This is a genomic window from Candidatus Nitrosotenuis aquarius, assembly GCF_002787055.1.
Lineage (GTDB): Archaea > Thermoproteota > Nitrososphaeria > Nitrososphaerales > Nitrosopumilaceae > Nitrosotenuis > Nitrosotenuis aquarius.
This window is the reverse complement of sequence record NZ_CP024808.1, coordinates 384,229-407,542: the sequence shown is the minus strand read 5'-3', so window position 1 is coordinate 407,542 and position 23,314 is coordinate 384,229. Positions and strand designations below refer to the sequence as shown.

The 23,314-nt window shown below is 42.6% G+C and carries 30 protein-coding genes; 13 read left to right on the top strand and 17 right to left on the bottom strand.

Annotation, left to right across the window (positions count from 1 at the left end; translation table 11 throughout):
- Positions 1-6: 6 nt before the first annotated feature.
- Together NAQ_RS02395 and NAQ_RS02390 are read right to left on the bottom strand one after the other, a co-directional pair.
- Positions 7-1,359 carry an NAD(P)/FAD-dependent oxidoreductase gene (locus tag NAQ_RS02395; RefSeq protein ID WP_100182078.1) on the bottom strand — a complete coding sequence of 451 codons (1,353 nt, stop codon included), beginning with the start codon at positions 1,357-1,359 and terminating at the stop codon, positions 7-9.
- The gene (locus tag NAQ_RS02390; RefSeq protein ID WP_100182077.1) at positions 1,346-1,537 is read right to left on the bottom strand and encodes a hypothetical protein; all 192 of its coding nucleotides are present in this window, start codon (positions 1,535-1,537) and stop codon (positions 1,346-1,348) included. The genes NAQ_RS02395 and NAQ_RS02390 overlap by 14 nt, the downstream gene beginning before the upstream one ends.
- Before the next feature lie 134 nt (positions 1,538-1,671).
- Between NAQ_RS02390 and NAQ_RS02385 the strand changes: the two genes are divergently transcribed.
- Positions 1,672-1,899, top strand: a complete 228-nt coding sequence (locus NAQ_RS02385) for a hypothetical protein (RefSeq protein WP_162858583.1) — start codon at positions 1,672-1,674, stop codon at positions 1,897-1,899.
- Here the strand turns inward: NAQ_RS02385 and NAQ_RS02380 are convergent.
- Positions 1,896-2,615, bottom strand: a complete 720-nt coding sequence (locus NAQ_RS02380) for a hypothetical protein (RefSeq protein ID WP_100182075.1) — start codon at positions 2,613-2,615, stop codon at positions 1,896-1,898. The genes NAQ_RS02385 and NAQ_RS02380 overlap by 4 nt on opposite strands.
- A gap of 294 nt (positions 2,616-2,909) precedes the next feature.
- On the opposite strand from NAQ_RS02380, the gene NAQ_RS02375 reads away from it, so the two are divergent.
- Both NAQ_RS02375 and NAQ_RS02370 read left to right on the top strand, forming a co-directional pair.
- Positions 2,910-3,290, top strand: a complete 381-nt coding sequence (locus NAQ_RS02375; RefSeq protein ID WP_100182074.1) for a toprim domain-containing protein — start codon at positions 2,910-2,912, stop codon at positions 3,288-3,290.
- 90 nt (positions 3,291-3,380) lie between these two features.
- Entirely contained in the window at positions 3,381-4,319 is a 939-nt protein-coding gene (locus NAQ_RS02370; RefSeq protein ID WP_100182073.1) for a sensor histidine kinase, read from the top strand.
- Here NAQ_RS02370 and NAQ_RS02365 read toward each other — a convergent pair.
- Positions 4,302-5,078, bottom strand: coding sequence for an SIMPL domain-containing protein (locus NAQ_RS02365; protein ID WP_100182072.1), 777 nt, complete (start codon positions 5,076-5,078; stop codon positions 4,302-4,304). The genes NAQ_RS02370 and NAQ_RS02365 overlap by 18 nt on opposite strands.
- Positions 5,079-5,170: 92 nt before the next feature.
- On the opposite strand from NAQ_RS02365, the gene NAQ_RS02360 reads away from it, so the two are divergent.
- Genes NAQ_RS02360 through NAQ_RS02350 form a run of 3 tightly spaced genes read left to right on the top strand, consistent with a single transcriptional unit; the run spans position 5,171 to position 7,312 of the window.
- The gene (locus NAQ_RS02360; protein ID WP_100182071.1) at positions 5,171-6,037 is read left to right on the top strand and encodes an ArsR/SmtB family transcription factor; all 867 of its coding nucleotides are present in this window, start codon (positions 5,171-5,173) and stop codon (positions 6,035-6,037) included.
- A 7-nt stretch (positions 6,038-6,044) separates the two neighbouring features.
- Complete coding sequence (locus NAQ_RS02355) at positions 6,045-6,263, top strand: hypothetical protein (protein ID WP_100182070.1); 219 nt, start codon at positions 6,045-6,047, stop codon at positions 6,261-6,263.
- A 23-nt stretch (positions 6,264-6,286) separates the two neighbouring features.
- Positions 6,287-7,312, top strand: coding sequence for a formate--phosphoribosylaminoimidazolecarboxamide ligase (locus NAQ_RS02350; RefSeq protein WP_100182069.1), 1,026 nt, complete (start codon positions 6,287-6,289; stop codon positions 7,310-7,312).
- On the opposite strand, the gene NAQ_RS02345 is transcribed toward NAQ_RS02350, so the two are convergent.
- Complete coding sequence (locus NAQ_RS02345) at positions 7,305-7,775, bottom strand: hypothetical protein (protein ID WP_100182068.1); 471 nt, start codon at positions 7,773-7,775, stop codon at positions 7,305-7,307. The genes NAQ_RS02350 and NAQ_RS02345 overlap by 8 nt on opposite strands.
- A gap of 100 nt (positions 7,776-7,875) precedes the next feature.
- On the opposite strand from NAQ_RS02345, the gene NAQ_RS02340 reads away from it, so the two are divergent.
- Both NAQ_RS02340 and NAQ_RS02335 read left to right on the top strand, forming a co-directional pair.
- On the top strand, positions 7,876-9,006 hold the full coding sequence (locus tag NAQ_RS02340) for a hypothetical protein (protein WP_100182067.1): 1,131 nt from the start codon (positions 7,876-7,878) through the stop codon (positions 9,004-9,006).
- Positions 9,007-9,076: 70 nt separating this feature from the next.
- Positions 9,077-9,274 (top strand): hypothetical protein, encoded by a 198-nt coding sequence (locus NAQ_RS02335; RefSeq protein ID WP_100182066.1) that lies wholly within the window; start codon positions 9,077-9,079, stop codon positions 9,272-9,274.
- On the opposite strand, the gene NAQ_RS02330 is transcribed toward NAQ_RS02335, so the two are convergent.
- From NAQ_RS02330 to NAQ_RS02305, 6 genes are all read right to left on the bottom strand, one after another.
- Positions 9,271-11,385, bottom strand: coding sequence for a hydantoinase/oxoprolinase family protein (locus tag NAQ_RS02330; RefSeq protein WP_245871678.1), 2,115 nt, complete (start codon positions 11,383-11,385; stop codon positions 9,271-9,273). The two genes, NAQ_RS02335 and NAQ_RS02330, sit on opposite strands and share 4 nt — an antisense overlap.
- Positions 11,372-13,591 (bottom strand): FTR1 family iron permease, encoded by a 2,220-nt coding sequence (locus tag NAQ_RS02325; RefSeq protein WP_245871676.1) that lies wholly within the window; start codon positions 13,589-13,591, stop codon positions 11,372-11,374. Before NAQ_RS02325 ends, NAQ_RS02330 begins: the two co-directional genes overlap by 14 nt.
- Before the next feature lie 64 nt (positions 13,592-13,655).
- Positions 13,656-13,985 carry a helix-turn-helix domain-containing protein gene (locus tag NAQ_RS02320; protein ID WP_100182064.1) on the bottom strand — a complete coding sequence of 110 codons (330 nt, stop codon included), beginning with the start codon at positions 13,983-13,985 and terminating at the stop codon, positions 13,656-13,658.
- A 5-nt stretch (positions 13,986-13,990) separates the two neighbouring features.
- Positions 13,991-14,323 (bottom strand): winged helix-turn-helix domain-containing protein, encoded by a 333-nt coding sequence (locus NAQ_RS02315; RefSeq protein WP_100182063.1) that lies wholly within the window; start codon positions 14,321-14,323, stop codon positions 13,991-13,993.
- Between the two features lie 77 nt (positions 14,324-14,400).
- Complete coding sequence (locus NAQ_RS02310) at positions 14,401-15,126, bottom strand: CbtA family protein (RefSeq protein ID WP_100182062.1); 726 nt, start codon at positions 15,124-15,126, stop codon at positions 14,401-14,403.
- 12 nt (positions 15,127-15,138) lie between these two features.
- Complete coding sequence (locus tag NAQ_RS02305; RefSeq protein WP_100182061.1) at positions 15,139-15,354, bottom strand: CbtB domain-containing protein; 216 nt, start codon at positions 15,352-15,354, stop codon at positions 15,139-15,141.
- A gap of 55 nt (positions 15,355-15,409) precedes the next feature.
- On the opposite strand from NAQ_RS02305, the gene NAQ_RS02300 reads away from it, so the two are divergent.
- Both NAQ_RS02300 and NAQ_RS02295 read left to right on the top strand, forming a co-directional pair.
- Positions 15,410-16,048, top strand: coding sequence for a DUF4443 domain-containing protein (locus tag NAQ_RS02300; protein ID WP_245871673.1), 639 nt, complete (start codon positions 15,410-15,412; stop codon positions 16,046-16,048).
- Positions 16,049-16,084: 36 nt separating this feature from the next.
- Positions 16,085-16,729, top strand: coding sequence for a DsbA family protein (locus NAQ_RS02295; protein ID WP_100182059.1), 645 nt, complete (start codon positions 16,085-16,087; stop codon positions 16,727-16,729).
- Here the strand turns inward: NAQ_RS02295 and NAQ_RS02290 are convergent.
- The 3 genes from NAQ_RS02290 to NAQ_RS02280 all read right to left on the bottom strand — a co-directional run bounded on the left by NAQ_RS02290 (position 16,726) and on the right by NAQ_RS02280 (position 17,586).
- Positions 16,726-16,941: a type II toxin-antitoxin system HicA family toxin gene (locus tag NAQ_RS02290; protein ID WP_100182058.1), complete on the bottom strand. Its 216-nt coding sequence runs from the start codon at positions 16,939-16,941 to the stop codon at positions 16,726-16,728. The two genes, NAQ_RS02295 and NAQ_RS02290, sit on opposite strands and share 4 nt — an antisense overlap.
- Positions 16,938-17,132, bottom strand: a complete 195-nt coding sequence (locus NAQ_RS02285; protein ID WP_100182057.1) for a type II toxin-antitoxin system HicB family antitoxin — start codon at positions 17,130-17,132, stop codon at positions 16,938-16,940. The genes NAQ_RS02290 and NAQ_RS02285 overlap by 4 nt, the downstream gene beginning before the upstream one ends.
- Before the next feature lie 79 nt (positions 17,133-17,211).
- Positions 17,212-17,586 (bottom strand): hypothetical protein, encoded by a 375-nt coding sequence (locus NAQ_RS02280; protein ID WP_100182056.1) that lies wholly within the window; start codon positions 17,584-17,586, stop codon positions 17,212-17,214.
- Positions 17,587-17,689: 103 nt separating this feature from the next.
- Here NAQ_RS02280 and prf1 point away from each other — a divergent pair, with 103 nt between their 5' ends.
- Together prf1 and NAQ_RS02270 are read left to right on the top strand one after the other, a co-directional pair.
- Entirely contained in the window at positions 17,690-18,964 is a 1,275-nt protein-coding gene (gene prf1 / locus NAQ_RS02275; protein ID WP_100182055.1) for a peptide chain release factor aRF-1, read from the top strand.
- 56 nt (positions 18,965-19,020) lie between these two features.
- Positions 19,021-19,248: a hypothetical protein gene (locus NAQ_RS02270; protein WP_100182054.1), complete on the top strand. Its 228-nt coding sequence runs from the start codon at positions 19,021-19,023 to the stop codon at positions 19,246-19,248.
- A gap of 1 nt (position 19,249) precedes the next feature.
- Here NAQ_RS02270 and NAQ_RS02265 read toward each other — a convergent pair whose 3' ends face one another.
- Positions 19,250-21,583 carry an HYR domain-containing protein gene (locus NAQ_RS02265; protein ID WP_100182053.1) on the bottom strand — a complete coding sequence of 778 codons (2,334 nt, stop codon included), beginning with the start codon at positions 21,581-21,583 and terminating at the stop codon, positions 19,250-19,252.
- Between the two features lie 45 nt (positions 21,584-21,628).
- Entirely contained in the window at positions 21,629-22,096 is a 468-nt protein-coding gene (locus tag NAQ_RS02260) for a response regulator (protein ID WP_100182052.1), read from the bottom strand.
- A gap of 114 nt (positions 22,097-22,210) precedes the next feature.
- Here NAQ_RS02260 and NAQ_RS02255 point away from each other — a divergent pair, with 114 nt between their 5' ends.
- On the top strand, positions 22,211-22,900 hold the full coding sequence (locus tag NAQ_RS02255; RefSeq protein WP_100182051.1) for a hypothetical protein: 690 nt from the start codon (positions 22,211-22,213) through the stop codon (positions 22,898-22,900).
- Here NAQ_RS02255 and NAQ_RS02250 read toward each other — a convergent pair.
- Complete coding sequence (locus NAQ_RS02250) at positions 22,897-23,301, bottom strand: HIT family protein (protein WP_100182050.1); 405 nt, start codon at positions 23,299-23,301, stop codon at positions 22,897-22,899. The two genes, NAQ_RS02255 and NAQ_RS02250, sit on opposite strands and share 4 nt — an antisense overlap.
- Between the last annotated feature and the right edge of the window lie 13 nt (positions 23,302-23,314).

The window sequence follows — 23,314 nt, the reverse complement described above, 5'->3', positions numbered from 1 at the left end:
ATATGCTCAATTTGTCTTGGCCTGCGCCTCTGATCTAAACAATACTTGATCAAGGCTTTCTATTCCGTCTAGGTGGTTTACGCTCTTTCTCTTTATTTTGCGGACCAGTGTTATGTCTCGCGTAAACAGCGAATTTACAGTCCAATCCATTGCAACTTTGAGCTTTTTCTCAAATGTCGGGAGCATCATTAGATAGTATGTTTTCCAAATCAACCATGCAGGCAGTCCGGTCAGGGAATAACCTGAGATCTTTGCAATTCCATCCCGTTTTCCTATTATTGCCATCATGCCCTTGCTTTCAAAGTTAAACGGCTTGAGGTCTACCTTGCCAAGAATCGTTGATTTTAGATTGTGTGACACTATTTTGCTTTGCCTTAGTGCATGCTGGGCAGTGGGTGGATACAACCCTCCGGTCTTTGTATCAGTAATTGCTGCACAGTCTCCTAGGGCAAACACGGTATCGTCGTTAGCAAGCTTGAGGTACTGGTCCACTGCAATTCTGCCTGACTTGTGCTCGCAGTCCAAATCTGTTATGACGGAGTCTATTGTGACGCCGGCAGTCCAGATCATAGTATCGCATGGTATGGTCTCACCATTTCCCAAAAATACAAAATCCTCGCCTGCATCCACCGCTTTTGTATTTGGTATGATTCTAATTCCTGCCTTTTGCAGTGACTCGTATGCCTTTTTGCCCAATTCCTCTCCAAGCTCCGGCAGTATGGTATCCTTGGCAGAAACCAAAATCATCCTGATGTTTTCTGGATTGATATTGTGATAGTATGATTTGACGGAATCGCGCACAAAGTCGTTTAGCTCCCCAATCGTTTCAACTCCTGCAAAGCCTGCACCCACCACCACCACTGTCAGCAATTTTTCCTGTAGTGCTGGATTTTTTTCAGTGTCTGCAATTTCCAGCATGTGGATCAAATGAGTTTTGATTCCTATTGCATCCTGTATTGTTTTGATTGTGAATGCATGCTTTTCGATTTTTTTGTTGCCAAAGAAGTTGGTTGTGCCCCCCATAGCAATCACCAAATAATCATAAGATAGCACCTTGACCATCCCATCAAACGGCCTAGTGATGGCCACAAGCTTACTCTTCAGATCAATTGATGATACTTTGGCCTGGATGAATTCGGTTTTCTTGCAGACCATTCGCAATGGAATTGAGATTGCGCTAGGCCTAATCATGCCAGATGCCAACTCCGGCAGCATTGGCGTGAACAAAAAGAAATTGTCTTCATTTACCAGAGTGATTTGGACATTGTCATTGTGCTTGAAGCTAGACTCTAATTCCTGTAACACTGAGATTCCTGCAAATCCGCCACCCAAAATCAGAATTTTTTTAGCAGATTGCAATTTTTCTATCTCTTTTTTGTATGATGTAGGTTGTACGATATGTGTCGTCAAACACCTGGTGCGAGAACAGGACCTTGTTTTTTCTAGTAAGTAAAATCCCAAAAATTCTAGTCGTGTTTTTTACTGTTATTACATAAAATGAGCAGATTCCACTAGGGCTTGCTCTGGTATAGTGCATGCTTGCTGTTATTATCAGGATGGGCTAAAGCCCTAGTCTGTTTGCAAAAACCAAACAAAATCCATGAATTTGAGCCTGAGTGTTTGGAGCGAACACTTGAAAAATTAATTAGACAAATCTTGGACAGTATTACTATGAGCGCAAATGAGGACATTGTTGACTATATCAAAGAAGTGCGCATGATTCTAGCCGACAGCATAGACACATTGCTGAATCTGCAAGCAGACATAACACTAGAGCAAGACGAAACCATAACTCCTATTACAAGCAAGGCCGAGCTAGTCGACATCACATACGACATTGCATACGAACAGAAAATAAAATCCGCTCAAGACGATTACATAAAGCGAGATCCATTCTAGCGATTCATCTGGACTAGAATTTTCAGTATTGAACCGTTTTGCAGATTAAAGATAGGGTGAATCTGGCTTCCATCCCTGTCGGTACATGTGATTTCTAGCAGTTGGTCGTTTTGCCCCAGTCCTTTTCTGCCTAATACGACGGATGCCTTGAGGATTTTTGTAGATGGGATTGTTATTTGCTCGCCGTCTGGTGCCTCAAAGACCAGTCTTTCCCTGCCATTGCTTTGTTCAATGATTAGCTTGCCGCCAACGACGCTCTGCCATCCTGGATAGCCTTCAATATAATCACAGTCGTACTGGGTCTGCACACTTTTCTTTTGGGACTGCATTGTGTTTCGTAATGATTCCACCTCGGATTTGATGTATTTCCACAAGTCTGATTCTAGCTTTTTAGCAGTATATACTCGTGCGGCAGTTGCAGCAATTCCGACCACAGGAACGACAAATAATGGTGCAGACACTAGCAGATTATTTCCCCACTCACCGCTGGAGATTTTTATCTCAAAATCATCTGGGACTCCTTTTATGGTAATGTCAATACTTCTCCTAGTTCCTGTTGTAGTTCGTAGTGCCCCTCGCTTTGATGCCTGGATGAAATAGCCTTTCTCAGAAGAAAACCCCACCTCAAAATGCCTCTCTATTAGATATGACTGGATTTTAGACGCCAGATGCGCCAAATCCACAAAATAATCCAAATACTGCTGGGTCTTTGCCATAATTTTTCCAATACAAAATAATGATTAATCTGTGTGCAAAATCAAAACGAACAAACAATTTCAGCAAAAAGTGACCTGTGGAGCAAAAAAAAAAACACTCCACAAGTCCTTTGCTGGCACAGTGAACCTGATTGTTCACCTTTGGGGGATTCTTAATGGAGAATACTCAGAAATTATTAAAACACTTGCGTACAAAAGATCCAGATTTTACGCGTGCATGCAGAGAATTTATCCATCTTTTTGTCATGATCATTTGCTCAAAGGCAAATTAGCCGATGAGATATTTGCAGAATTGTGGAGATTTCATATGATGAGATTTCTGAACTGCGTGACTTTATTGTGTCCCTGAATTTGGCTTCTGAAAGTGTCATAGTGGTGGAGGGAAAACGCGACTCGGCAGCACTAAAAAACCTAGGTTACCAGCAAAAAATATTGGAATTTCATAGATTTGGCGGTCTGACAAAATTTGCAGATTCTGTTTCATCACACAAAAACTTGATTTTGCTGTTTGATTCTGATAGAAAGGGAAGATATATGACAAAAAAAATAATAGAGCAACTAGAACGACGAACCCGAATTGATCTATCCTACAAAAAACGCCTAATGCACATTACAAGAGGGAAGATTAGCGCAATCGAGGAGCTGTCGCAATATGAAAAACTCTTCAATGATTAGTATTCCTGTATGAATATCATCCCGGATTCCTACTTGTATGTTTGAATCAGATATCATAGTTTTCATATCATATAATATTCAAGTCTAGGCGTGCCAGAATTTATTGCACGACATAGAGTCGTAGAGATAGGCCTAGATAGAATAATTGACACTGTAAATAATGAAATCGACGAATTCGGTGTCAGCACAATAGAGATGTTCTATGTTCATAAAACCGAGGAGATGTGTTGCATTTTGGAGGCACCAAGTCAAGAGGCAATCAAAAATCATTACACCAATGCAGGCCTAGTCTGTGGATACATCGCACCAATTGAGAGAATCGACACTAAAATTGGTGAAAAATCAGAGCGACTGCGAGCAATAGGAGAATTAGCTGCAAGACTTGCACATGATCTGAGAAACCCACTATCAGTAATCAAAAACACCGTAGAAATCATGGAATCAAAACAGGTTTTACACATTGAAGAAAAAATTATCTATTATGGAAGACTCAGGCGCGCAATAGATAGAATATCGCACCAAATAGAAGATGTTCTGGATTTTGTTAGGCCGACTCAAATGAAATTCCAAAAATATCTGCTCAACGATATAATAAATTCAGCATTAGAAAAAATTGTCAGGCCGGATGACGTTGAGGTAATTCTGCCAACAACATTTGTTTATTGTATTTGTGATCAGACAAAAATAGAGATAGTTTTGGCAAATCTGATTATGAATTCAATTCAGGCAATGTCTGGTACAGGCACGATCAAAATAGTATTGTCTGATACACCAAATGACGTGGTGATTCAAGTATCGGATACTGGATGCGGCATTCCAGAAAACATTTTGCCAAAAATCTTTGAGCCGCTATTTACCACAAAACAGACAGGGACAGGTCTAGGCCTTGCCAGCTGCAAAAAAATCATAGAACAACACGGGGGCCTAATTTCCGCCACAAGCAGAGAAAACCAAGGAACCACGTTCACAATAATTTTGCCAAAACAGTTTGTATCTAAAAAAATAGAAAAATTAGTTGCTTCCAATTAGGAAGACGACGGTTGCGGATGCTGTTACCTGTTGGTCAGACGAGAAGATTGGAGTTGCAGATTTTTCCATTGCAAAGTCCATTGCTCCATAGTATGGCATCGGTGGTGGATAGTATCCCCCATCTAGGCTGACATACTTGACTCCGACTATTTGGTAGTCCAGTGGAACAAGTGCCTTTTCTGCCTTGGATCTTGCGTTTGTGATTGCCTCTGCTAGCAGATCATCGCTGACTTGCTGTTGCTTCTTCTCAGACAAAGAGAACCAGACACTATCTACTCGGTTTACTCCAGAATCTACTGCAGCATCAATTATTTCAGAGACCAAGTCCAGTTTTGGGGTCTTGACCTGGATGATGTTAGATACGCTGTAGCCTGTGAGTCTTTGCTTGTAGATGCCTGTCTCTTTTTCCTGATATGACTCGTAGACTGGGTAAATTGAGAACTGGGATGTGGTTATTTCGTCATCGTTTATTCCAGCTGCTTTGATTGCCTCAATTACCTTGTTCATCTGCTCACTGTTTTCATCCAGTGCTTCTTTGGCAGTTGGCTTTTGTACCTCTACTCCAAAGCGGATGTTGAGTCTGTCTGGTTCAACAAAGGTGTTTGCTTGTCCCGTCACTGAGATTGTTTTTTCCCGTGAAGGAAACGGAGTTGGCTCTGTTTGTGCCTGTGCATCAAGACCTGTTGGGATTGCTCCTAGCGAGAATCCTAATGCAAGAACAACTCCTATCGCGGCTGCGACTGTGATTGCTTTGTTCATGGAGTATAGTAGGATGGTTTGCTTATTACCTTTGATTAAAATAGAATTGAATCGAAAATTTTAATATCTATTTGAGCAAGCGTCATTGAATCATGGGCGACTCGGAAGATCCAATGGGAATTAACGACAAAATAGAGATTCTATCTACTGATGATGATCGTATCAAAGCGGTAGGGGAATTGCTCAGCTCCGACTCGTCGCGTGCCATTCTAAAATTATTGTTCAACGAGGAAATGACTGCAAACCAAATTGCGCAAAAAACAGAGATTTCACTTCCACTTGTGATGTACCATCTAAAAAAAATGCAGGATGCAAACGTAGTCAAAATATCACAGACTGGAAAAAACACAAAATCGCACGACATGAAATACTATACCGTCGATAAGTTCGCCATAGTAATACTGCCGTCTGGCATGACAGAAAAGGCAAAGACATCCAAGTCGTTGTTCAACTCGTTTAATCGAATATACCGATTCGCAACAATCGGAGGTGTATCTCTTGCAGCATGGTTTTCATCGCAGTTCATCCAGCAAAACAATCGAATCGCAATTAGTAATGCGCGTGCAAATTCGGGTAATTTGGCAATGGATGCTCAGCCAGAATCGGCATTCACTGCATCCAGTCCGGAAATGGCAATGAAATCAGCCCCCGTACAAGAACAGGCAGAACCTACTGGTGCAGAATCACTTGAGAGTGTTGAATCTGTACCGGCGCAAGACACAGCTGATGAGTATGCGAACTTTGCACAGGAGACATCTCCCTCCCCGGAACCGCCGGCAATGCCGATGGATGGAGATACATTTTCTTACATGACTCCAGACACTCCAATTCTTGGCGAGCCGATATCTGACCTGTATCTATCAATAATAATTGCCCTGTCTGTGGGAATAATCGGCCTCATAATAGAGAGAATCCTCTCCTCTAGGCGGAAAAAGACTAGAAATTACCAGGCCCAATAATATCATCATGGTCTTATCTGACAGAGAAAAACTCCTAGTTGTAATATCTAATGCAATTTCGGTTTATTCCATGTATACAAAAAACCCAGATACAATGCCAAAAAATACCACCATGATTGACTTTATTCTCAAGGCAACCCCCGAGGATCTCAAAAAAGACCTCACCATGGATTTGATAGACGAAGTCTTTGCCTTTGTCTCCAAGACCCAAGCTGAACTTTCATAAAGGCTGAATTTATCCAAAATATTATGGTCTCTGTAGCAACCCTGGGCTCACACTGTGCACTACAGGTTCTCAAAGGAGCAAAGGATGAGGGCCTCAAGACCATTCTAGTGTCGGAAAAAAAGAGAGAGCGACTATACAAAAGATTTGATTTTATTGATGAAATGATTTTGGTTGATTCCTTTGAAGAAATACTGGACAAAAAATGCACTACCATACTGAACAAGAACAACGCAGTATTGATTCCACACGGTACTCTGATTGCGCAAATGTCGACAAAACAAATCGAGTCCATCACGACTCCGGTGTTTGGCAACAAGTGGATTCTGAGATGGGAATCTGACAGAAAGCTAAAGGAGCAACTCATGATAGAATCCAAGCTTAATGTCCCGCAGGCAGTATCGAGCCCAAAGAAAATCAAGCGCCTAGTAATAGCAAAAAGGCACGGCGCAGCTGGCGGCAAGGGCTACTTTTTAGCAAGCTCTGAGAAGGATTACATCAAAAAGCGCAACATCTTGGTAAAACAAGGCCTAATCAAGGGCGACTCTGACCTATACATACAAGAATATGTCATGGGAGTGTTGGCGTATCTGCAGTTTTTCTATTCTCCACTCAAAAACGAGCTGGAATTCTTTGGTGTTGACAAAAGACATGAATCAGACATTGAGGGTCTAGCAAGAATCCCATCACAACAACAACTTGGAATGGATTACATTTCCTCGTTTAATGTCATAGGCAATAGCCCGATGGTGTTGCGAGAATCGCTACTAGATGAAGTATACCAGATGGGTGAGAGATTTGTGTCCGCATCAAGAAGGCTGGTAAAGCCAGGCATGAACGGCCCATTCTGTATAGAGGGAGTATATGATCAAGACGGAAAATTCTGGAGCTTTGAATTTTCTGCAAGAATAGTTGCTGGAACCAACATCTACATGGACGGCTCGCCATACTCTACCTTGCTATATGACATCCCAATGAGCATGGGAAGGCGAATTGCTCGAGAGATAAAGCAGGCTGCAAAAATAAAAAAATTAGATAAAATCACTACTTGAAGATAGCAAGTCTTGACTTTGAAAAGACCAGTACAACTGCAGACAGCACTCCCATTGTTGCCAGTACACCTAGCGGGAATTCCGGCACAACGCTTGTTCCGATTATTTCAATTTCTTCGGTTGCCTCTGGGATTTGCACTGATATGGTAGGATTGTTATCATTGTATGATATGGTGTAATCTGTTTCCAATCCATCCACCAGAACCACAAAACTTGCATTTTCTGCTGCAAGTAATTCCGATGGGAATGATATTGTAAATTCAGATTCACGTACGCCATCCAATCCAACAAGTAGTGATGTTGATTCCTGGTCAATAGCTATTGCAAGCAATTCTCCATCAACGCTATAAGAGACATCAAATGACTCTCCTTCAGCATCTATTGTCTGGACTCCCTCATCCGCAAAGGACATGGGAATTGTCGAGATTGCCGCAACTATTGCCAAAATTAGCAATGATTTCATGATTTTTTGGTGTAATTTTCCATTATAGGTCTTTTCTAATTCCATATGATTAAAACCAGATTTAATCAAAGGTTATATCAAAATCTTTTCTGAAATAATCATGAAATTAGCCATTACACTAGGATTAGTCGCACTAACAATACTAGTTCAGACTGGTTCGGCATTTGCAGAAGACCTAGTGTATCATGGCAAAAACGTAATTGAATCCCCGCCGGAATTTGCAGGCTCTGCATTTCACTTTATCATTAATGGTGACAAGGCAACCGTAGTATCGGCGGGCGCATCAGGCCTGGAAATAGTTCGAATGGATATTGCTCCAAGCGAGATGTGTATCCAGACGGAATCTACTTTGTGCTTTGATGGTGGGGTCACTGAGGTGAAAAATCCACAAATTCACCAGGTAGGTGACCTGATATCATTTATCATAGACTTTACAAACAAAAAGCAAATCGGCACTGCAAAATCAGGGCCGATGACTGGCATGACTGTAACGATGAACATTGACAGAATGAACATCAAATCCCTTGAACCATATTCCATTTCAGTATCAAGGGAGGGAGGATTTGCTGGATTTGCCCAAAAGACAATGACATTTGATTCAGAAGCAGGCATGATAATTATCACAGAAGGAGAATCAGAGACAAACGTGCCACTGGATGAAGACACCATCCAAGAAATTGATCAAATTTTTCAGAAAAGCAAGCTTCTCAACATGGATTCCGGGGATTATCCTGCAAATGAAGGCTCTGCGGATTATTTTGCATATAGTTTAACTCTCGACCAAGGAATATTTCAAAAACAATTCACCTGGACTGATGCATCTGACGGCGCACCAGAAATTCTAAGGGAATTACAAAACACCATCTGGGTTATAGGCGAAGAAAACATCCCAATGCCAGTAGACATTCCAATATATGATGAAGAGACAATTACGGAAATTGCAAGAGAGTTTGTTGTGTCATCACCAACATTTGCATTTGATGGAATGGAAGAAACACTTGAATTTGGCTCAATTACTATACTTGAATCGTTTCCAGAGCAACATGTGATTGATGCGACATTTACATCATCACATGGAGGATATGGAGACAGAACGGACCAAGTAGTAACACAGGTCCTAACGCCACACATAATGGAGATAATAATCTCTGAAGGGGCTGTGATCTCTGCTGTAATTGATGGGGAATGGGACGAGATGAACAACCAGTTTGTTTTAAAGGCTCCAAACTAGTTCCTTTTTGGAACCAAAAATCACGCTATAGTTCCAGCTTTCTTTAATCATACCGTACAGCAGAGCGCCCATGATGACAGCACTTGCGCTTGTATTGCTTGTAGCGGCCTCTGCATTTGTTATCTTTGAGCTGAATCAGGCTAGTGCAGAAGGAAAGCTCTCGCCGCTTGATGAGCCAAACTTCAAACCAAAGATAACTAAAATAATACAGGACGGAAAAGAACTGGAAATTCTCGAGTTTAAATCAAAGATAAAGCAGCAAGACTAGGCCAATTCCACTATTACGGCTGCCTTATCAGACGAGTCCAGCTCCTCATGCACGGCATTTAGGATGTGAGACACTGAGGTGAGGCTGGAAAAGTCAATTAGCTTTAGATTATTCAGCAGATAGACCTGAGGCGCAATCTCGCTGTTTCGCGATTCCAAAAAGTCATCCAGCTCTTCTAGTATGGATATTTTGCCTCCCAAGAACAGTTTTGCATTGTTTAATGCCAGCTTTTGGCGCCCAAACCGATCCAACACCAAAACAGGATGCCTGTTTTTCTTGCTGAACAGTTTTTTTTCTGATATGTGTCCAGTAAACACAAAATAATGATCAGTCTCAAATGACAGGTCCACTAGGTCAGTTCCGACATTCAGGATTTCGCTTGCTCTGTTTTTTGCCTCTTCTAGCGTAAATACGTTTTTGGCATTATCCGCACTGTCCATTTCCACGTTTCCAGTGGCAGATACCCGAAGCAGTGATTTCTCAGAAATATATTCCGAGTTTATTGTAATGGATTCAGGCACTGCACCCCTGTCTATCATCAATTGATGGATTTTTTTGTGCAAATCTGATATCTGCTCTGGTGTTGGGTTTGTTATGGTGTGTTCAATTTCCTCTTGGATCATAGATGACGCAACGCCAATTGAAGATATGACCTCGGCATGCTCTGCCTTTTTGTACTGGATTCCTAGCTGCTTTGCAACAAACGGTACCAGTACAGATGCCCCCCCACCACCTCCAATTATCTGGGTTTTTGTCTTGTCCATTTTGAACTCTTTTAGAATCTTGGATACTGTCTTTGTTATCTCAAATGATGCTGTCTGGATTACGGACATTGCCACTTCTGGTCCCGTGACTCCAATTTCCCTGCCAAGCAACTCCATTGCAATTTTGGCAGATGTCTGGTCTGCATAGGAATAGTCGTCCTTGTCTATTAGGCCTAGCGCGTTTGCGGCACAGGTGTTGGTGATTGCAAATGTCTCACCCTCGCATTGTATTGCAATGTAAGGTTCGATATCGCTTTGCTTTGGCTTTACTTCTATTATTTTGCCTTTTTTGAGGACTTCGGGTGCGGCAAAGCAGGAATAGCGCATGCCTGCAATGTGTGCACTTCGAGGCCCCACCTTCCAGACTCGCCTGTCTTTGAGCTTTATCATAGAGCCGCCTGCCACTCCAAGAATTCTCACATCCATCGATCTGATGCATGTGGGATGGTCCTTTATTGTAACATAGCGGATTTCAGGCCTGCCATTTTTTATGATACAAATGTTGGTGCTGGTGCCGCCAACTTCGACAAATATTCCATTTGACACTTTGAGATATAGTAAGGCACCTGCAACACTGGCAGCAGGACCAGACAATATTGTCAGAATCGGCTTTGTCCTAAATGTGTCCATGCTGGTAACGCCACCGTCTCCTTTCATTATCATGACTGGTGCCGACACTCCGGCCCCCTTGATTGCATCTTCGACAAAGTTTGCCACCTCAAATGTCTTTGGCAGAACACTTGCATTGATTGCTGCAGTCAGCGTTCTGATTTCTAGGCCGTAAATTCCAGAGATTTCATGCGATGCAGTAGCTGGAATATTGTGCAAAATGGCGTTTTTCATTACAAACATTTCATTTGACGGGTCGTCAACACCAAATGCCTCTGTGGCCACTATGACCTGAGCCCCCTTTTCCTTTAGGTGCGATATTGTATTGGATACTTCGGATTCTGAAATCAAATGCGCCGTGTCCAAAAAAGCGTGCTCTGTCTTTAGCGCTTGATCTGAATTGAATTTTGCATCAGACAGACTGGTCCTCTTGATAATGTTGCTTTTTTCTGGAGTGACACCCATTGCTATTATTCCAACCTTTGCTGTATCTGATTCTAGTAATGCGTTGATTGCTTGTGTTGTAGAGTGCGCGATTAGCTCAATTTCTGAAATGTCGATTTTTGACTCCAATAACATCTTGGATAGTGCGGATACAATTCCTTCCGACACTCCTTTTTGCGCCTTGTGAGTAGTGGGAACAGTCGACTTGCCTATGATTTGCCCGGTTTTGATGTCGATTGCAACGGCCTTGGTAAAGGTGCCACCAACATCGATTCCTACTCTAATGCGCCTCAAACTCGTCAATCTCTTTTCTGGACTTGCGCAGAGATGCTATTTTTTCCTCTCGCTTTGGCCTAATCACTAGGACATATGTGGAGGCTATCAGATACACGGCAAGCAGTATGATTTGGCCTATTACTGTCTCTAGTGTAGGGTAGATTCCGGTCATCTTTGCAAGGTTGATGTCCAGTCTTGGGATTGTGCCTATCATGGATGTAAACGGCAAGATGTCCAGTGTTTGTAGTTCCCGTATTGCATTTCCCAAAAATGCTATGGATAGGTATGCGCCAACACCCATTGTAAGGCCAAAGAGCATCTTGAGCGGCAGTCTTTTTCCAAGCTTCCTTGTGGTGTAATACACCGCAAGCAATACTCCGATTCCCAAGACAAATCCTAAACCAACATAGAGCTCCATGTATTTTGCAAATCCAAACATTGCTTCATAGAACAATACGGTTTCAAATCCCTCTCTATACACAGTAAAGAACGACAACAACACAAAGACCATGACGCCGCCGGTGGTGGATGCCTGCCAGACCTTTGCCTTGACAAACTCCATCCATTTTTTGTGCTCTATTTTGTTTAGGATCCAAAAGCTGACATAAAACAAGACTGCGGTAGCAGACAGAGCAGCCACTGCCTCGATTAGCTCCCGGTTTGCACCAGAGATTTTGATAATATATGACGCAATAACCCAAGTAATCGCCGTTGCAGCTATTGCAAGTATTATCCCATGGTATACGTATTTTTTGTATTTCGTGTTTCTTGATGCCTCTAGATACGTCAGAATTGCACCCAAGATCAAGACAGATTCAAGTCCCTCCCTGAAGATAACCGCAAATGATGATGTAAATGCAATTGCCGGTGCAAGCTGTCCGGTTCCCGTGACTAGTCTTTCTGATTCATCAAGGCTTCGTCGGACCTGGATTGCTGCCTCCTGCACTTTGGAGAACTCGGCCTTTTCGTTGATTAATTGTCGCAGCTGCGCAAATTGTAATTCTACTTCTAGTGTAAAGTCTGGGTCTATGCTTCGAAGTGGGATCTCTACATGCTCATAGCTATCCAAATATGCAGTCCTAGCCGAAGTAAATGCCGCGGAATAGTCGCCATTTTGGTATTGTACCAGCATTGTCTCTAGCGTGGCTCGAATAAAGTCAATTTCTCCCCGCACGCCGGACTTTTGATCTTCTGTTGCAGAGCCCATTGGGTTGAGCAGTTTTGGCTGGACGGGCGGGGGATTTTCAGATTGGGTTGTATCACGCTTTAGGTTTGCAACTAGGCCTTCTGCCCTGTCCAAGTCTACAAGTATTGGGTTTTTTATGAATGCGGCAATTTCCTCTGGTGTTTTTCTTTCTTGTATCATTGCACGCAGTTCCTCTCTCATGTTTATTTCCATTGTATGGAGCAAATCAACGTCTACGATCTCAATGTCTGCTTCTAGATACTCGAAATTATCCAAATATGCCGCAATCGCCAGCTCTTCTGCTTTATTGTAGTCGCCTGCCTGTAGTGCAGAGTTCGTCTGCTGGTATAGTTGTCGTATAACATCATACAAATTTGCCGAGTCTGTAATTATGGTGTCTGCTCCAGTCAGGTCGCGTTGTATTGTGGTGATCAGCTTGCCGACTGTGACAAACTCCTTTTTGTTGGCAATTTGGGATTTTAAATCGACAAAAAATGACTGTATCTCGCCCTTTTGTCTTGCATCCATGGTACCATCTGACTCAAAAATCTCCTCTGCGCGCTTTACTAGGCTGTCGGATACTGTATAGTATTGTGGAATATTCTGAGCTGATGCGGTCTGATACGTCTGGTCTGCAACAGATAAAATATTTGAGGCAACAAGTGATGCCTGACCGGATTTTGCAAAATTATCCAAATAATTGGGAAGCATGTTAAAGTCATCTGCCGCATCAAAACTTCCACTGACGGTCTTGGAGTGAATATCAATTAGCAAAAGATGCAGGTCGTCTGCAGATTCCACGTTTGCAGAACGCAAAATGTTGATTTGGTGCGCATAAAAATCAGCAGTAAACTTGGAATAATGCCTTGCGGATTCTATATCGCCATTCTGCATTGATTCTTTTGTGAGATTGGTTCCTATCTGCGTGACTTCAAAAATTGCTTCAACTAGTGCTCCGTCCTGTGTTTGCGAATACGAGTATGGAATTGCGGAAAAAATCACCGATAGGGCCAAAAACAATACCAAAAACTGTTTCAATGTTTTGATAGGTCCGCCTAACTTTATTTAAAGGGCAACGCCATTCTACGATTCTAGAATGAGTCTAGTTTGATTGGAGATTCAAAACAGGCGTGTTGCCGCCGACGATGATTTCGGCCTTTTTGATTCTGGACTTGTAGTATTTGATTTTCTTGCCAGCATCGGATATCTCGTACCTGTCAACCTCAATTAGTGTGAGGTCTTCAAGCTGGGATAGTATCTTGTATACGGTTGAAATGGACATTTTCTGATCATCTGCTATTGTCTGCGCATCCTTTGCCTTGTCTATAATACAAAACAGGACTGCGCGGGAATACACATTTGCAAGTGTCTCTATAATTTGCTGGGTTACGTCATACTGGCTGAGGTTGTAGATTGACTTTTTGTCCAGCATAACACTCACAGGTTTGGCGCAAGACTCAGAACTGGCTCTGGCTTTTTGATTGAAATGTCTGCTTTGCTGATTCTGGAGCGGTACACCTTGAATTTTCTGCCCTTGTCAGATATCATCCAGCGCTCCACGTGCACCAGGGTAAGATCCTCTAGGTCTGCCAGCTTTTTGTAAACAGAAGATAGTGGAATTTTGTACTTGTCTGCTATTTCTGCAGCGGTTTTTCCTTGTTTAATTACAGAGAACAGTATGGTTCGAGATTCCGCATCGGCCAACGCCTCGATTACCTTTTGCGTGACGTCGTATTTTTTCAGCTGTGGCAATGTGAATCGTCTAGTCAAGTTGCTGTGTTACGTTTTCTGCTCTTTAAATAAAATGTTATTGTTCTAGTTATATGGAATGAGAACAGATAATGATGTTATTGGTATTTTTTCTGGTATGTTTGGTCCAGGTTTAGCTTGGCCCACAGTGCACCCAAAACCAGTGCCACTGATGCCCAAAACACGGACATGCCTATTGCGGATGTCACCCTAAAGCCCACAAGTAGCCCGGAATCGATTTCTACTGGGTCTGGGTTTTGCGGCATTGCAAAAAACACGGCTGCAATGAATATAGCATAGCCTGCAAACGCAATTGCCTTTTTGCTTGTTTTTTTGTATATCTGGTAGAATCCAACTGCGCCCAGGCCTGAAATTGCAGAGAACGCCAGGTATAATGTCTGGCGTAAAATGATGGTCTCTGGGTCTCCAACTGTTGGCGGATTTGCAGGATATTTTGCAAATGGAATGATGTATAATGTTGCCCACATTAATAATGACAGAAATAGTGCCTTTTTGGCAGGACTGGATCCCGGCAGCACATTCTTTGATAACGCATAGACAATTCCAAATAACGCACCCATTGATGTGCCAAGTATTGCGCCAGCTAGGATTTGGCCTCCCTTTTGCCATATTCTATATGAGTTGTAGTTTGCCCAGAATTCCGGCGTGTCTTGCTCTTCTCCGGAATCAAACAGATTTTGGTTTTCAATTCCTATGGCAGTATCAAGGTATGGTTCCACTAGCGCCAAATTGACTAGGCCGTGGACTGTTCCTGCTATTGCGCCGGAAACCAAGATTATCGCAATAAAAAGAGACGTCTTCATGACTGATTCACCCTAGTGGCATGGAAAGCCAGCTGCATGTCTCATGTCATGAGTTAGTTCGTGAATGTACAGGTCCTCATATGCTTGCTCGCCAAACACCACTGAGAACATGTGTCCTTGATCAAAGCCTACTACAAACAATCCAAGCACAAACACTGCAGCTAGTGCAATGATTGCCGTTCTTGGAATGGCTGACTTTGAGATTGCAATCTCTTTGGATTGAGACATGCAAAAGCCTTCGATGCAATGTATTTAAGTTCTTGGATGAATCATCCAATATTTAATGAGCATGCAGTCAAAGGTCCAAACCATACAAAATATTGTATCAAGAAAAGGATCTGCCAAGGTCCTGACATTTTCTGTTCCACATGTCTTCAAGGCCTTGCAATTGTTGTATTTGGATCAGTTTGTATCCAGGGCAACATTTTGTGCACAGTTGCACATGGGTGAGGGCGCAGTCAAAACCATGATTGCACATCTAAGGGAGGAATCGTTTGTGGATTCTACAAAATCAGGCACCTTTCTTACCAACAAGGGCAGGAATTTTGTAAAATCGCTTCACGATGTCATGGATTCGGAATGTGTCATACCCAAGTGCAACATTGCGCGAAGCAAGTTCAACTATGGGGTGATTCTGCGAAAATATTCTAGTGCCACAAAATCTGGCATGGAACAGCGAGACTATGCCATATTGTACGGGGCAAGCGGGGCCACCACAATCCAATACAAGGACGACCAGTTTATGTTTCCAAAGGAAAACATCGATTGTTTAGCAGGCGACCCCAAAACCAAGAAAATTCTAGTAGATAACATGCGCCCAAAGAACGGCGATCTTATCATTATAGCATCGGCAGACGACCCGTTTGTGGCAGAGATTGCCGCAAAAAACTCGGCATTGTGGACCCTGGCAACACACGGATAGCAAAACTATTTGTCTGGTGGTATAATCGCATAAAACATGTCCAAAGTGATGCTTGCAATTCCTGCAGGAATTGGAATAGCTGCCGCAATCTTTGTGGTAGTGTTTTTTGGCGGAAACGCATCTCAGGATAATTCTGATTTTACATTGTCTGATTTGACAGAGCGCGGCTCGCCATATGTTGGGGATTCGTCTGCGCCAATCACAATAGTGGAATTTGGCGATTACCAGTGCACATTTTGCTTCAAATTCCACCAATCCAGCCTTGATGTGATCAAAAAAGAATACATTGACTCTGGCAAGGCAAGCCTGGTTTTTGTTGATTTTCCCCTAAACGGCCCTGACTCTGTACTTGCTGCAGAGGCGACCCATTGCGCAAATGACCAGGGAAAATTCTGGGCAATGCATGATGAAATATACCACAACTGGAACGGCGAGAGGACCGGCTGGGTTAATCGGGATTCAATCTCCCAGTTCGCACAGACTGCAGGAGTTGATGTCGATTCTATGAATCAGTGCCTTGACTCCAAGAAATACCAAGACAAGGTGCTAGAGACGTATGATTTTGCTCAAGGAATCAACATTGATGCGACACCGTCATTTTTGGTAATATCTGGTGATAAAATAACCAAGATTACTGGCAACCAACCGCTAGAAGTGTTCCGAAAGGTTCTAGATGGTTAAACATATTCTAGAAACTCATCACGTGCAATGCCACAATCTCTTAGAATCACACTCAACAATCCAACTCGAATTTCTTTTTGTGGCACGGTAACGTATATTGTATCATTAGTAATAGTTACATGACTTCCTTTTTGCCGTATGACTCTAAAACCAAACTTATTGCATAAAATTTTGACAAGTAATTTTCCTGCAATTGGAGATAGTTTTGTCAAGCTGTTATTACTTTGGTTGCCTTTTCTCTTAGAACAGACAAGTGAAGTTCAAGTGCTTCCACAAAGTTCTTTTTGGCATCTTGTTTAGTTTTGCCCGAACTGTAAACTCCTAACGCAGAGCACGTAATTGAATAAGAGCCATCATCTTCTTTGATCATCCTTGTTTGAATGTCTTTAATTTTGACTGACATCTGATGTTAAAATAATCTTTTTAATTATTTAAGCTTCCTTTGAGTAAGTATTATAACAATTGTGAATGTTGAGCGTAAATTAGACGGAACTTAATCCCGACAAATGCAGTCGCATTGCAAGACTGCGGTCGTATTTTGGATTTGATTCCAACAATCCCCTCGCAATCAGCGACTTGACGCATTCATGGATATATTGCGGTTCCACTCCGCCGAATTTTTTTGCCCTTGCAGACACATCCTGGAACAGGCTTTCGTTTTGCAGGTTTTGCGTCTGGCACATGTTTACCCGCAGTAAAATTCCCAGCTTGACTAGTGTGTACATGGTCGGGGTTTGCTCTTCCAAATAGATCTGCGATACCAAATCCTCAATGTGATAGAGCCCTTGCTGTGTTATTCTGTATCGGAATAGCTTTGGATAATCCTGCATTTGGATTTGGTAGGGCTGTTTTTCCACGGATTGCGCGCTGTATGATAGTTATTGACTAGTGCGGCATTTTGCAGTGTTTTGGTGTGCCGTTTTGGAATCTTAATATGGCATCCGAAAAAGCTTGTCTTCATTGGGAAAAATCAACGTAGAAAAACAAGATTCAGTCAAGATTTACAAAATTAAAAGAACGTTAGACGAATTATCAAGAATTTCAGGCAGGGGGACTGAGCTCATCACAGTATACATTCCAAAGGGCAAGCAGCTACACCTAGTCATCAACCAATTACGAGAGGAGCAGGGAACTGCAGACAACATCAAGTCTGCCATGACTAGGAGTCATGTTGTGGATGCGCTGGGTCGAGTCCAGCAGAGACTAAAGCTATACAAGGACACACCAGAGCACGGCCTAGTCATATTTTGTGGAGCCGTTCCACCAGAGGGGGGCGGGCCGATAGGAAGCGAGGTAATCAAGGTCTGGGAGCTGGAACCGCCAAAGGACCTTACCACATCATTGTATAGATGCGATGATCATTTCCATGTAGATATTCTCAAAGACATGCTAAAGGACGACAACCTCATTGGGTTTTTGGCAATTGACACCAAAGACGCAGGATGGGGCTTGCTACACGGCGATAAAATCGAGGTGTTGCGCGAGACAAGCTCTGGTGTTGCAGGAAAGCACAGACAGGGAGGTCAGTCTGCCAGAAGATTCGAAAGACTGCGGGAAATGGAATTATCGTATTACTATAACAGGGTTGCAGAGGTAACAAAAGAGTTTTTCATAGACATTTATCCGATTAAGGGCCTAATTGTGTCTGGGCCTGGCCCAACAAAGGAGGACTTTCTAAAAGAAAACTATCTAGAGTATAGGCTCCAAGACAAGGTTCTTGCAACGCTGGACACTTCATATTCCGGCTCTGAAGGAATTCGCGAAGCATTCATGAAGGCACAGGATGTTTTGTCTGATTTCAGGCTGGCAGAAGAAAAAAAACTAGTAGAAAGATTGTTCCGAGAGATAAACAATAGGACAGGCCTTGGGGTGTACGGGCTCCAGGATATTCTGAAATTACTCAAAAACAACGTTGTCGATATTTTGCTAATCACAGATGATACAAACCTGTACCGATTAGAGATTACCTGCAATAGGTGCAAACACATCCAAGAGGAAATAGTAGAGCATGCAAAGCTAATACCAAAAAAGACAGAGATGCTAAACAAACCGTGCCCTTCATGCAAATCAATGGACCAGGTTGATTCGTCCCAGGATTTGGTGGATTATCTATCCACATTAGCAATCCCTGTTGGCACAAAAATCGAGGTCATATCCGGTTTGTCGGAATATGGCGTGATGCTCTCCAGTCTTGGAAAAGTGGCTGCTATTCTTAGATATAATCCCAATCTCTAGCTTGTGTATTTTGATCAGAGACTAGTTCTTGTGTTGTTTTTTCGTAGTATCATATCGTGAAATATTCGCTCAAGACAAAAATTGGAATCCTAGTCGGAATTGGCCTCATCATGTTTACTGTGTCGTTGCTGGCCCTGCCATTCTCAGATTCTGAAAATATTGTACAAGAGGCAACTCAGTCCAGCATACAAAAAGTGGAAATCTCCGAGGCGAAAATGCTTGATGTGATTGCTCAGGAAAGGTCAGAAATAGAATGGAAGATTGGCGGAAAGCTAAAGCCGTAACTTATTGCTCTGACACTGTAACTGTTATTTGCACGGTTTTTGTGGATTGGTTTCCTCGCGAATCAGATGTAGTGCATTTCAGCTCAGTTACTCCTGGTGGAAACTTGTAGCCTGACTGGTAATTGCAGCTTACCTGAGTATTTCCATCCACTAGGTCAGTTGCGGTAACATCAAAGAACACCTGCACACCAGTGTCATCTTTTACCCCCTCTGTTGGCTGGAATGGACCAAATGCGGGAGGTGTTGTGTCGCGTACAGTTACTGTAAATGTTCCAGATATGGAATTATTGTTAGAGTCTGTGACTGTGCAGCTAACTGATGTTGTTCCAATTGGAAATGTTGAGCCGGATGCAGGACTGCACACCGGTCTCAGTGAGCCGTCTTCCTTGTCCTGGCTTGATGTGGAAAATGCGACATTTGCACCAGCTGGGCCTGTTGCCTCTTGTGTCACTTGTTTTGGTATTGATAATGTTGGCTTTGTGTTGCTGGGTTTTGTAATTACTGGGTCTTGTTGTATTACTGGTTTTTCTGTCTTTTCTGGGATGGTGCTTTTTGGTTTGACTTCTGTTTTTGGCTTTTGGGTTTTTGTTTCAGGCAGTTTTGTTGGGTCTTTTTGGATTATCGGTTTTTTTGTGTCATCAATTACGATTTTTTGTTTTAAATCTTTTAGCTGGCGCTCTAGGTCTAATTGTATCTGGGTATCGCGAACTTGGTCCAACAATTCTTGTCGTAGTGATTCTTCGATTATTCTCATGTCATCTTGTGCAATTCTGGCATGATCTATGCCGGAGTTTTGTTTTGGTTTTTGGTCAGATTTTGGCTTGTCTGGTTTTGGACCAATGTCTGCCCCATAGTTGGTGTCTATATCATCCAGTATTGATTCTGGAGGTGCGTCAGGGTTCTGCTGGTCTGTCTTGGGTTTTTCTGTTTTTGGGCCTGGCTTTTCTTTGCTTGGCTTTGATTCATTGACGTCAGGCCCTCGAATTGTTGGGTCTAGGTCATCAAGAAGTGATTCTGGAGGGGCATCTTGGTCTTTTTGTTTGGAATCATTAGGCTTGTTTTCTGAATTTTGTCGTGCTTCTTCTAATGCTTTCCTATGAACTTGGAGAAATTTTCTTATCTCTTCTTCATTTATCTTTGCTTCCTCTTCGTAGTGTGATTTTGCATTAAACAATATCTCTGCCAGCTTGTCCAGAGTGTTCAGGTCAAGTGGTCTGCCAAGCGAGTTTTGGTCTAGCTTGGCCGTATTTTCCTCGGCTTTTGGATTCTTTGTATCTGTTTTGTCCCTGACTGCCTTGTCAAGCTCTGATTTTGTAATCTTGTTTTCCTTTGCAACTGCAAGAATCTGCTTTGTTATTTTTTTAGAGTCGGCATCGAGTGCAGATATCTGTTTTTTGTCTGCTTCTGCGTCCTTGATCTGTGCTTGGATTTTATCGCCTAGCTTCTTTACATCAGAGTTTTTCGTTTTTGAATAGAATGATTTGGCATCGCCTGCTATCTTTTTTAGTGCTTTAGATTCTGCATCGTTTGCCTTCTTTAGTATCGAGTTGAATTTTTCGTCTTGTTTTGCGATTAGGTATATTCCCTTGAGCTCATTTGTTATCTGAGATGTTGATTCTGTTTTTTTGTTAGTTTGTGATGTTTTGACGTTCTTTGCGGTGTCTGATTTTATTGCTGTCTTGGGATTAGAGTTTGCTGGTTGGTTGCATTGTCCGGTATTTGTTACAGAATGTCTTTCGATTAGAAATTCGGCATCCAGCCTGTTTTGCTCGTCTAATGGAAGTGTCATCTCGCCCTCAAAATGGGTTCCCTCTGCATTGACTCCCCGCGATACCTTGGAGCTAAATCCCATCCACTGGTCTCCCGCAGAGTCAAACCGATTTTGCGCTTCCAGCGGACCTGTAGAAATGTCTCCATTTTGAACTATAGAACGCATGATGCGGTTTGTGTCAAGCGTGTTGTCTTGATCAGACTCTACTCCCCATGCAAACAGCCTAAGATCACTCAGTGGAGTACACTCGTCATGATCCAGAATTGTCAGATCAAGCCTTAGCTTTCCGCCTTCAGACAATGAAAGGTTGTCTCTTGCTATTGTGCCAGAGTTTGTTGCAAGATCATGCCCTGAAAGCTCCACTCTCCAGCCTATGACCAAGTCGGCACCACTTGTATTGTCTTCCCAATCATCGGCATCCTCGTTGTAGTCGATTCTCTTGAGAATTACCGTAATATGATAAGGGCTGCCAGCTGGTGGAACATCCCAGTGCGCGGACGCGTATTGGGAGGATACAAGCATCAGAGATATTGCTAAAAACACAAAAAAAGATCTTGCCAGCACATTATGTGGCTTGGTTCAAATTTATAAAAACATGATCAAAATGGACTATCTGATTGCCGCCGCATCCTGGGATGCAGTCAATACATTGCCGTTCTGAGAGTTGATTATCCTGTTTCGTAGTGCCGAGCCCTCTATCTTTTTTATCAGAAAGTTGAGCGAAAACGGTTTTTGCACTATTTGGATTGTATCTTCCCTGACGGTATCCAGCTTGCTCATTATGGCATTGCCGTATGCAGACAAAAATATCAGCCTCTGATTGGGCCTTTGCTCCAGGATTTCTTTGGCAGCAGCTGCTCCTGTCATTCTTGGCATGTCATGGTCTAGTAGTACGATATCGTATGGCGGAGTCCTTGTCTTTCGGAACAATTCCTCGTATTTTACCTCGTTTGTGTACAGATCAACGCATTCTACCCCATCTTTAGTCAATGTGACCTTGTGGTTTCTCTTTTCGAGTGCAGTTTTGTACTGTTTTGCAGTAAAGTCATTGTCCTCCGCAATCAGGATATTGAACATTGTTTTTCTAGGCTCAAAAAATCTCTTTTAAGACTCGTCTTGCTGTTTTAAACGAACAAAACCGTGGTGTCCTATTAAACAGCATTTGGGTCAAAAGCCGTTCTGTGGAATTGTATGATAATGACCAAGCACATGAACCGCGCAAGCAGGGACGGGCCTGACAGGTACAACAAGAACATCTCATCTGAGGACGAGTGGTCGCACATTGCAGGCGAAATAAAGCAATCCGAGCCCCAGGACCCAATGGCACCAAAGGAGAGAATCATCGAGTTTTCCAATAAATTCCAAAATACCACAAAAGAAGATGCGGTCCGTGCAAAATCAAAGGAATTTGCAGATCAGATGACCAACACTGATCAGTATTTCAAATTCGCAAACGGCATGATAAAAGAAAGGCTTGACAAATTACAGAAAATAAAGCAAGACGAGCAACGCTTTTTGGGCGAGGTAAGTGTCTTGCAAAACAAGGTCAAGACAAGATACGAGCTTGAAAAGCTAAACCCAAAACACATCACAATAGACAATATGAAAAATCTGCTGACCATACTAGAAGACGAATGCGAAAAAATGAAGGACAGGCTGCTATACCAGGAATTAATAGTGCAGAGGACCAAGGATGAAATTGCAAAAAAGCGAGAGCAAATAGACAAGATAAAGCTGGAGCTACAAACAAAAATGGACATAAACGAGCCCCTGGCCGACCCAATCACTAGGCTCAAAGTAGAACTGGTTCGCTCTGGAATTCCCGAAACAGATAGAATCTATGCGTTATTGGACAGACTAAAAGAGCAAATGTCTGACTAGAGATTTTGCTTTATTGTGCTGGCTAGGTCATCTAGTTCTTCTGAGCTGGGTATGGTTCTCTTTGTCCAGACTGCTCCCATTTCGGCATATCTTGGTATGATGTGCACATGAACATGCGGGATTATCTGCTTTGCAGCCCGTCCGTTGTTTTGCGCCAAAGAAAATGCAACTGCGCCAGTTGATGTCATTATTGCTTTTGCAATTTTTGGAATTTTTGAGAATAGTTCCCCTACTTTGTTTTCCGGCATGTCTGTTATCTTTTCATAGTGGTATTTTGGCACGACTAGGACGTGGCCCTTGTCTATTGGATACTTGTCCAAAAACACTACATGGTTGTCATCTTCGTATATGAAATGGCCCTCCCTGTTCTTTGATATGATATCGCAAAAGATGCAACTCAACTAGAGAATCATT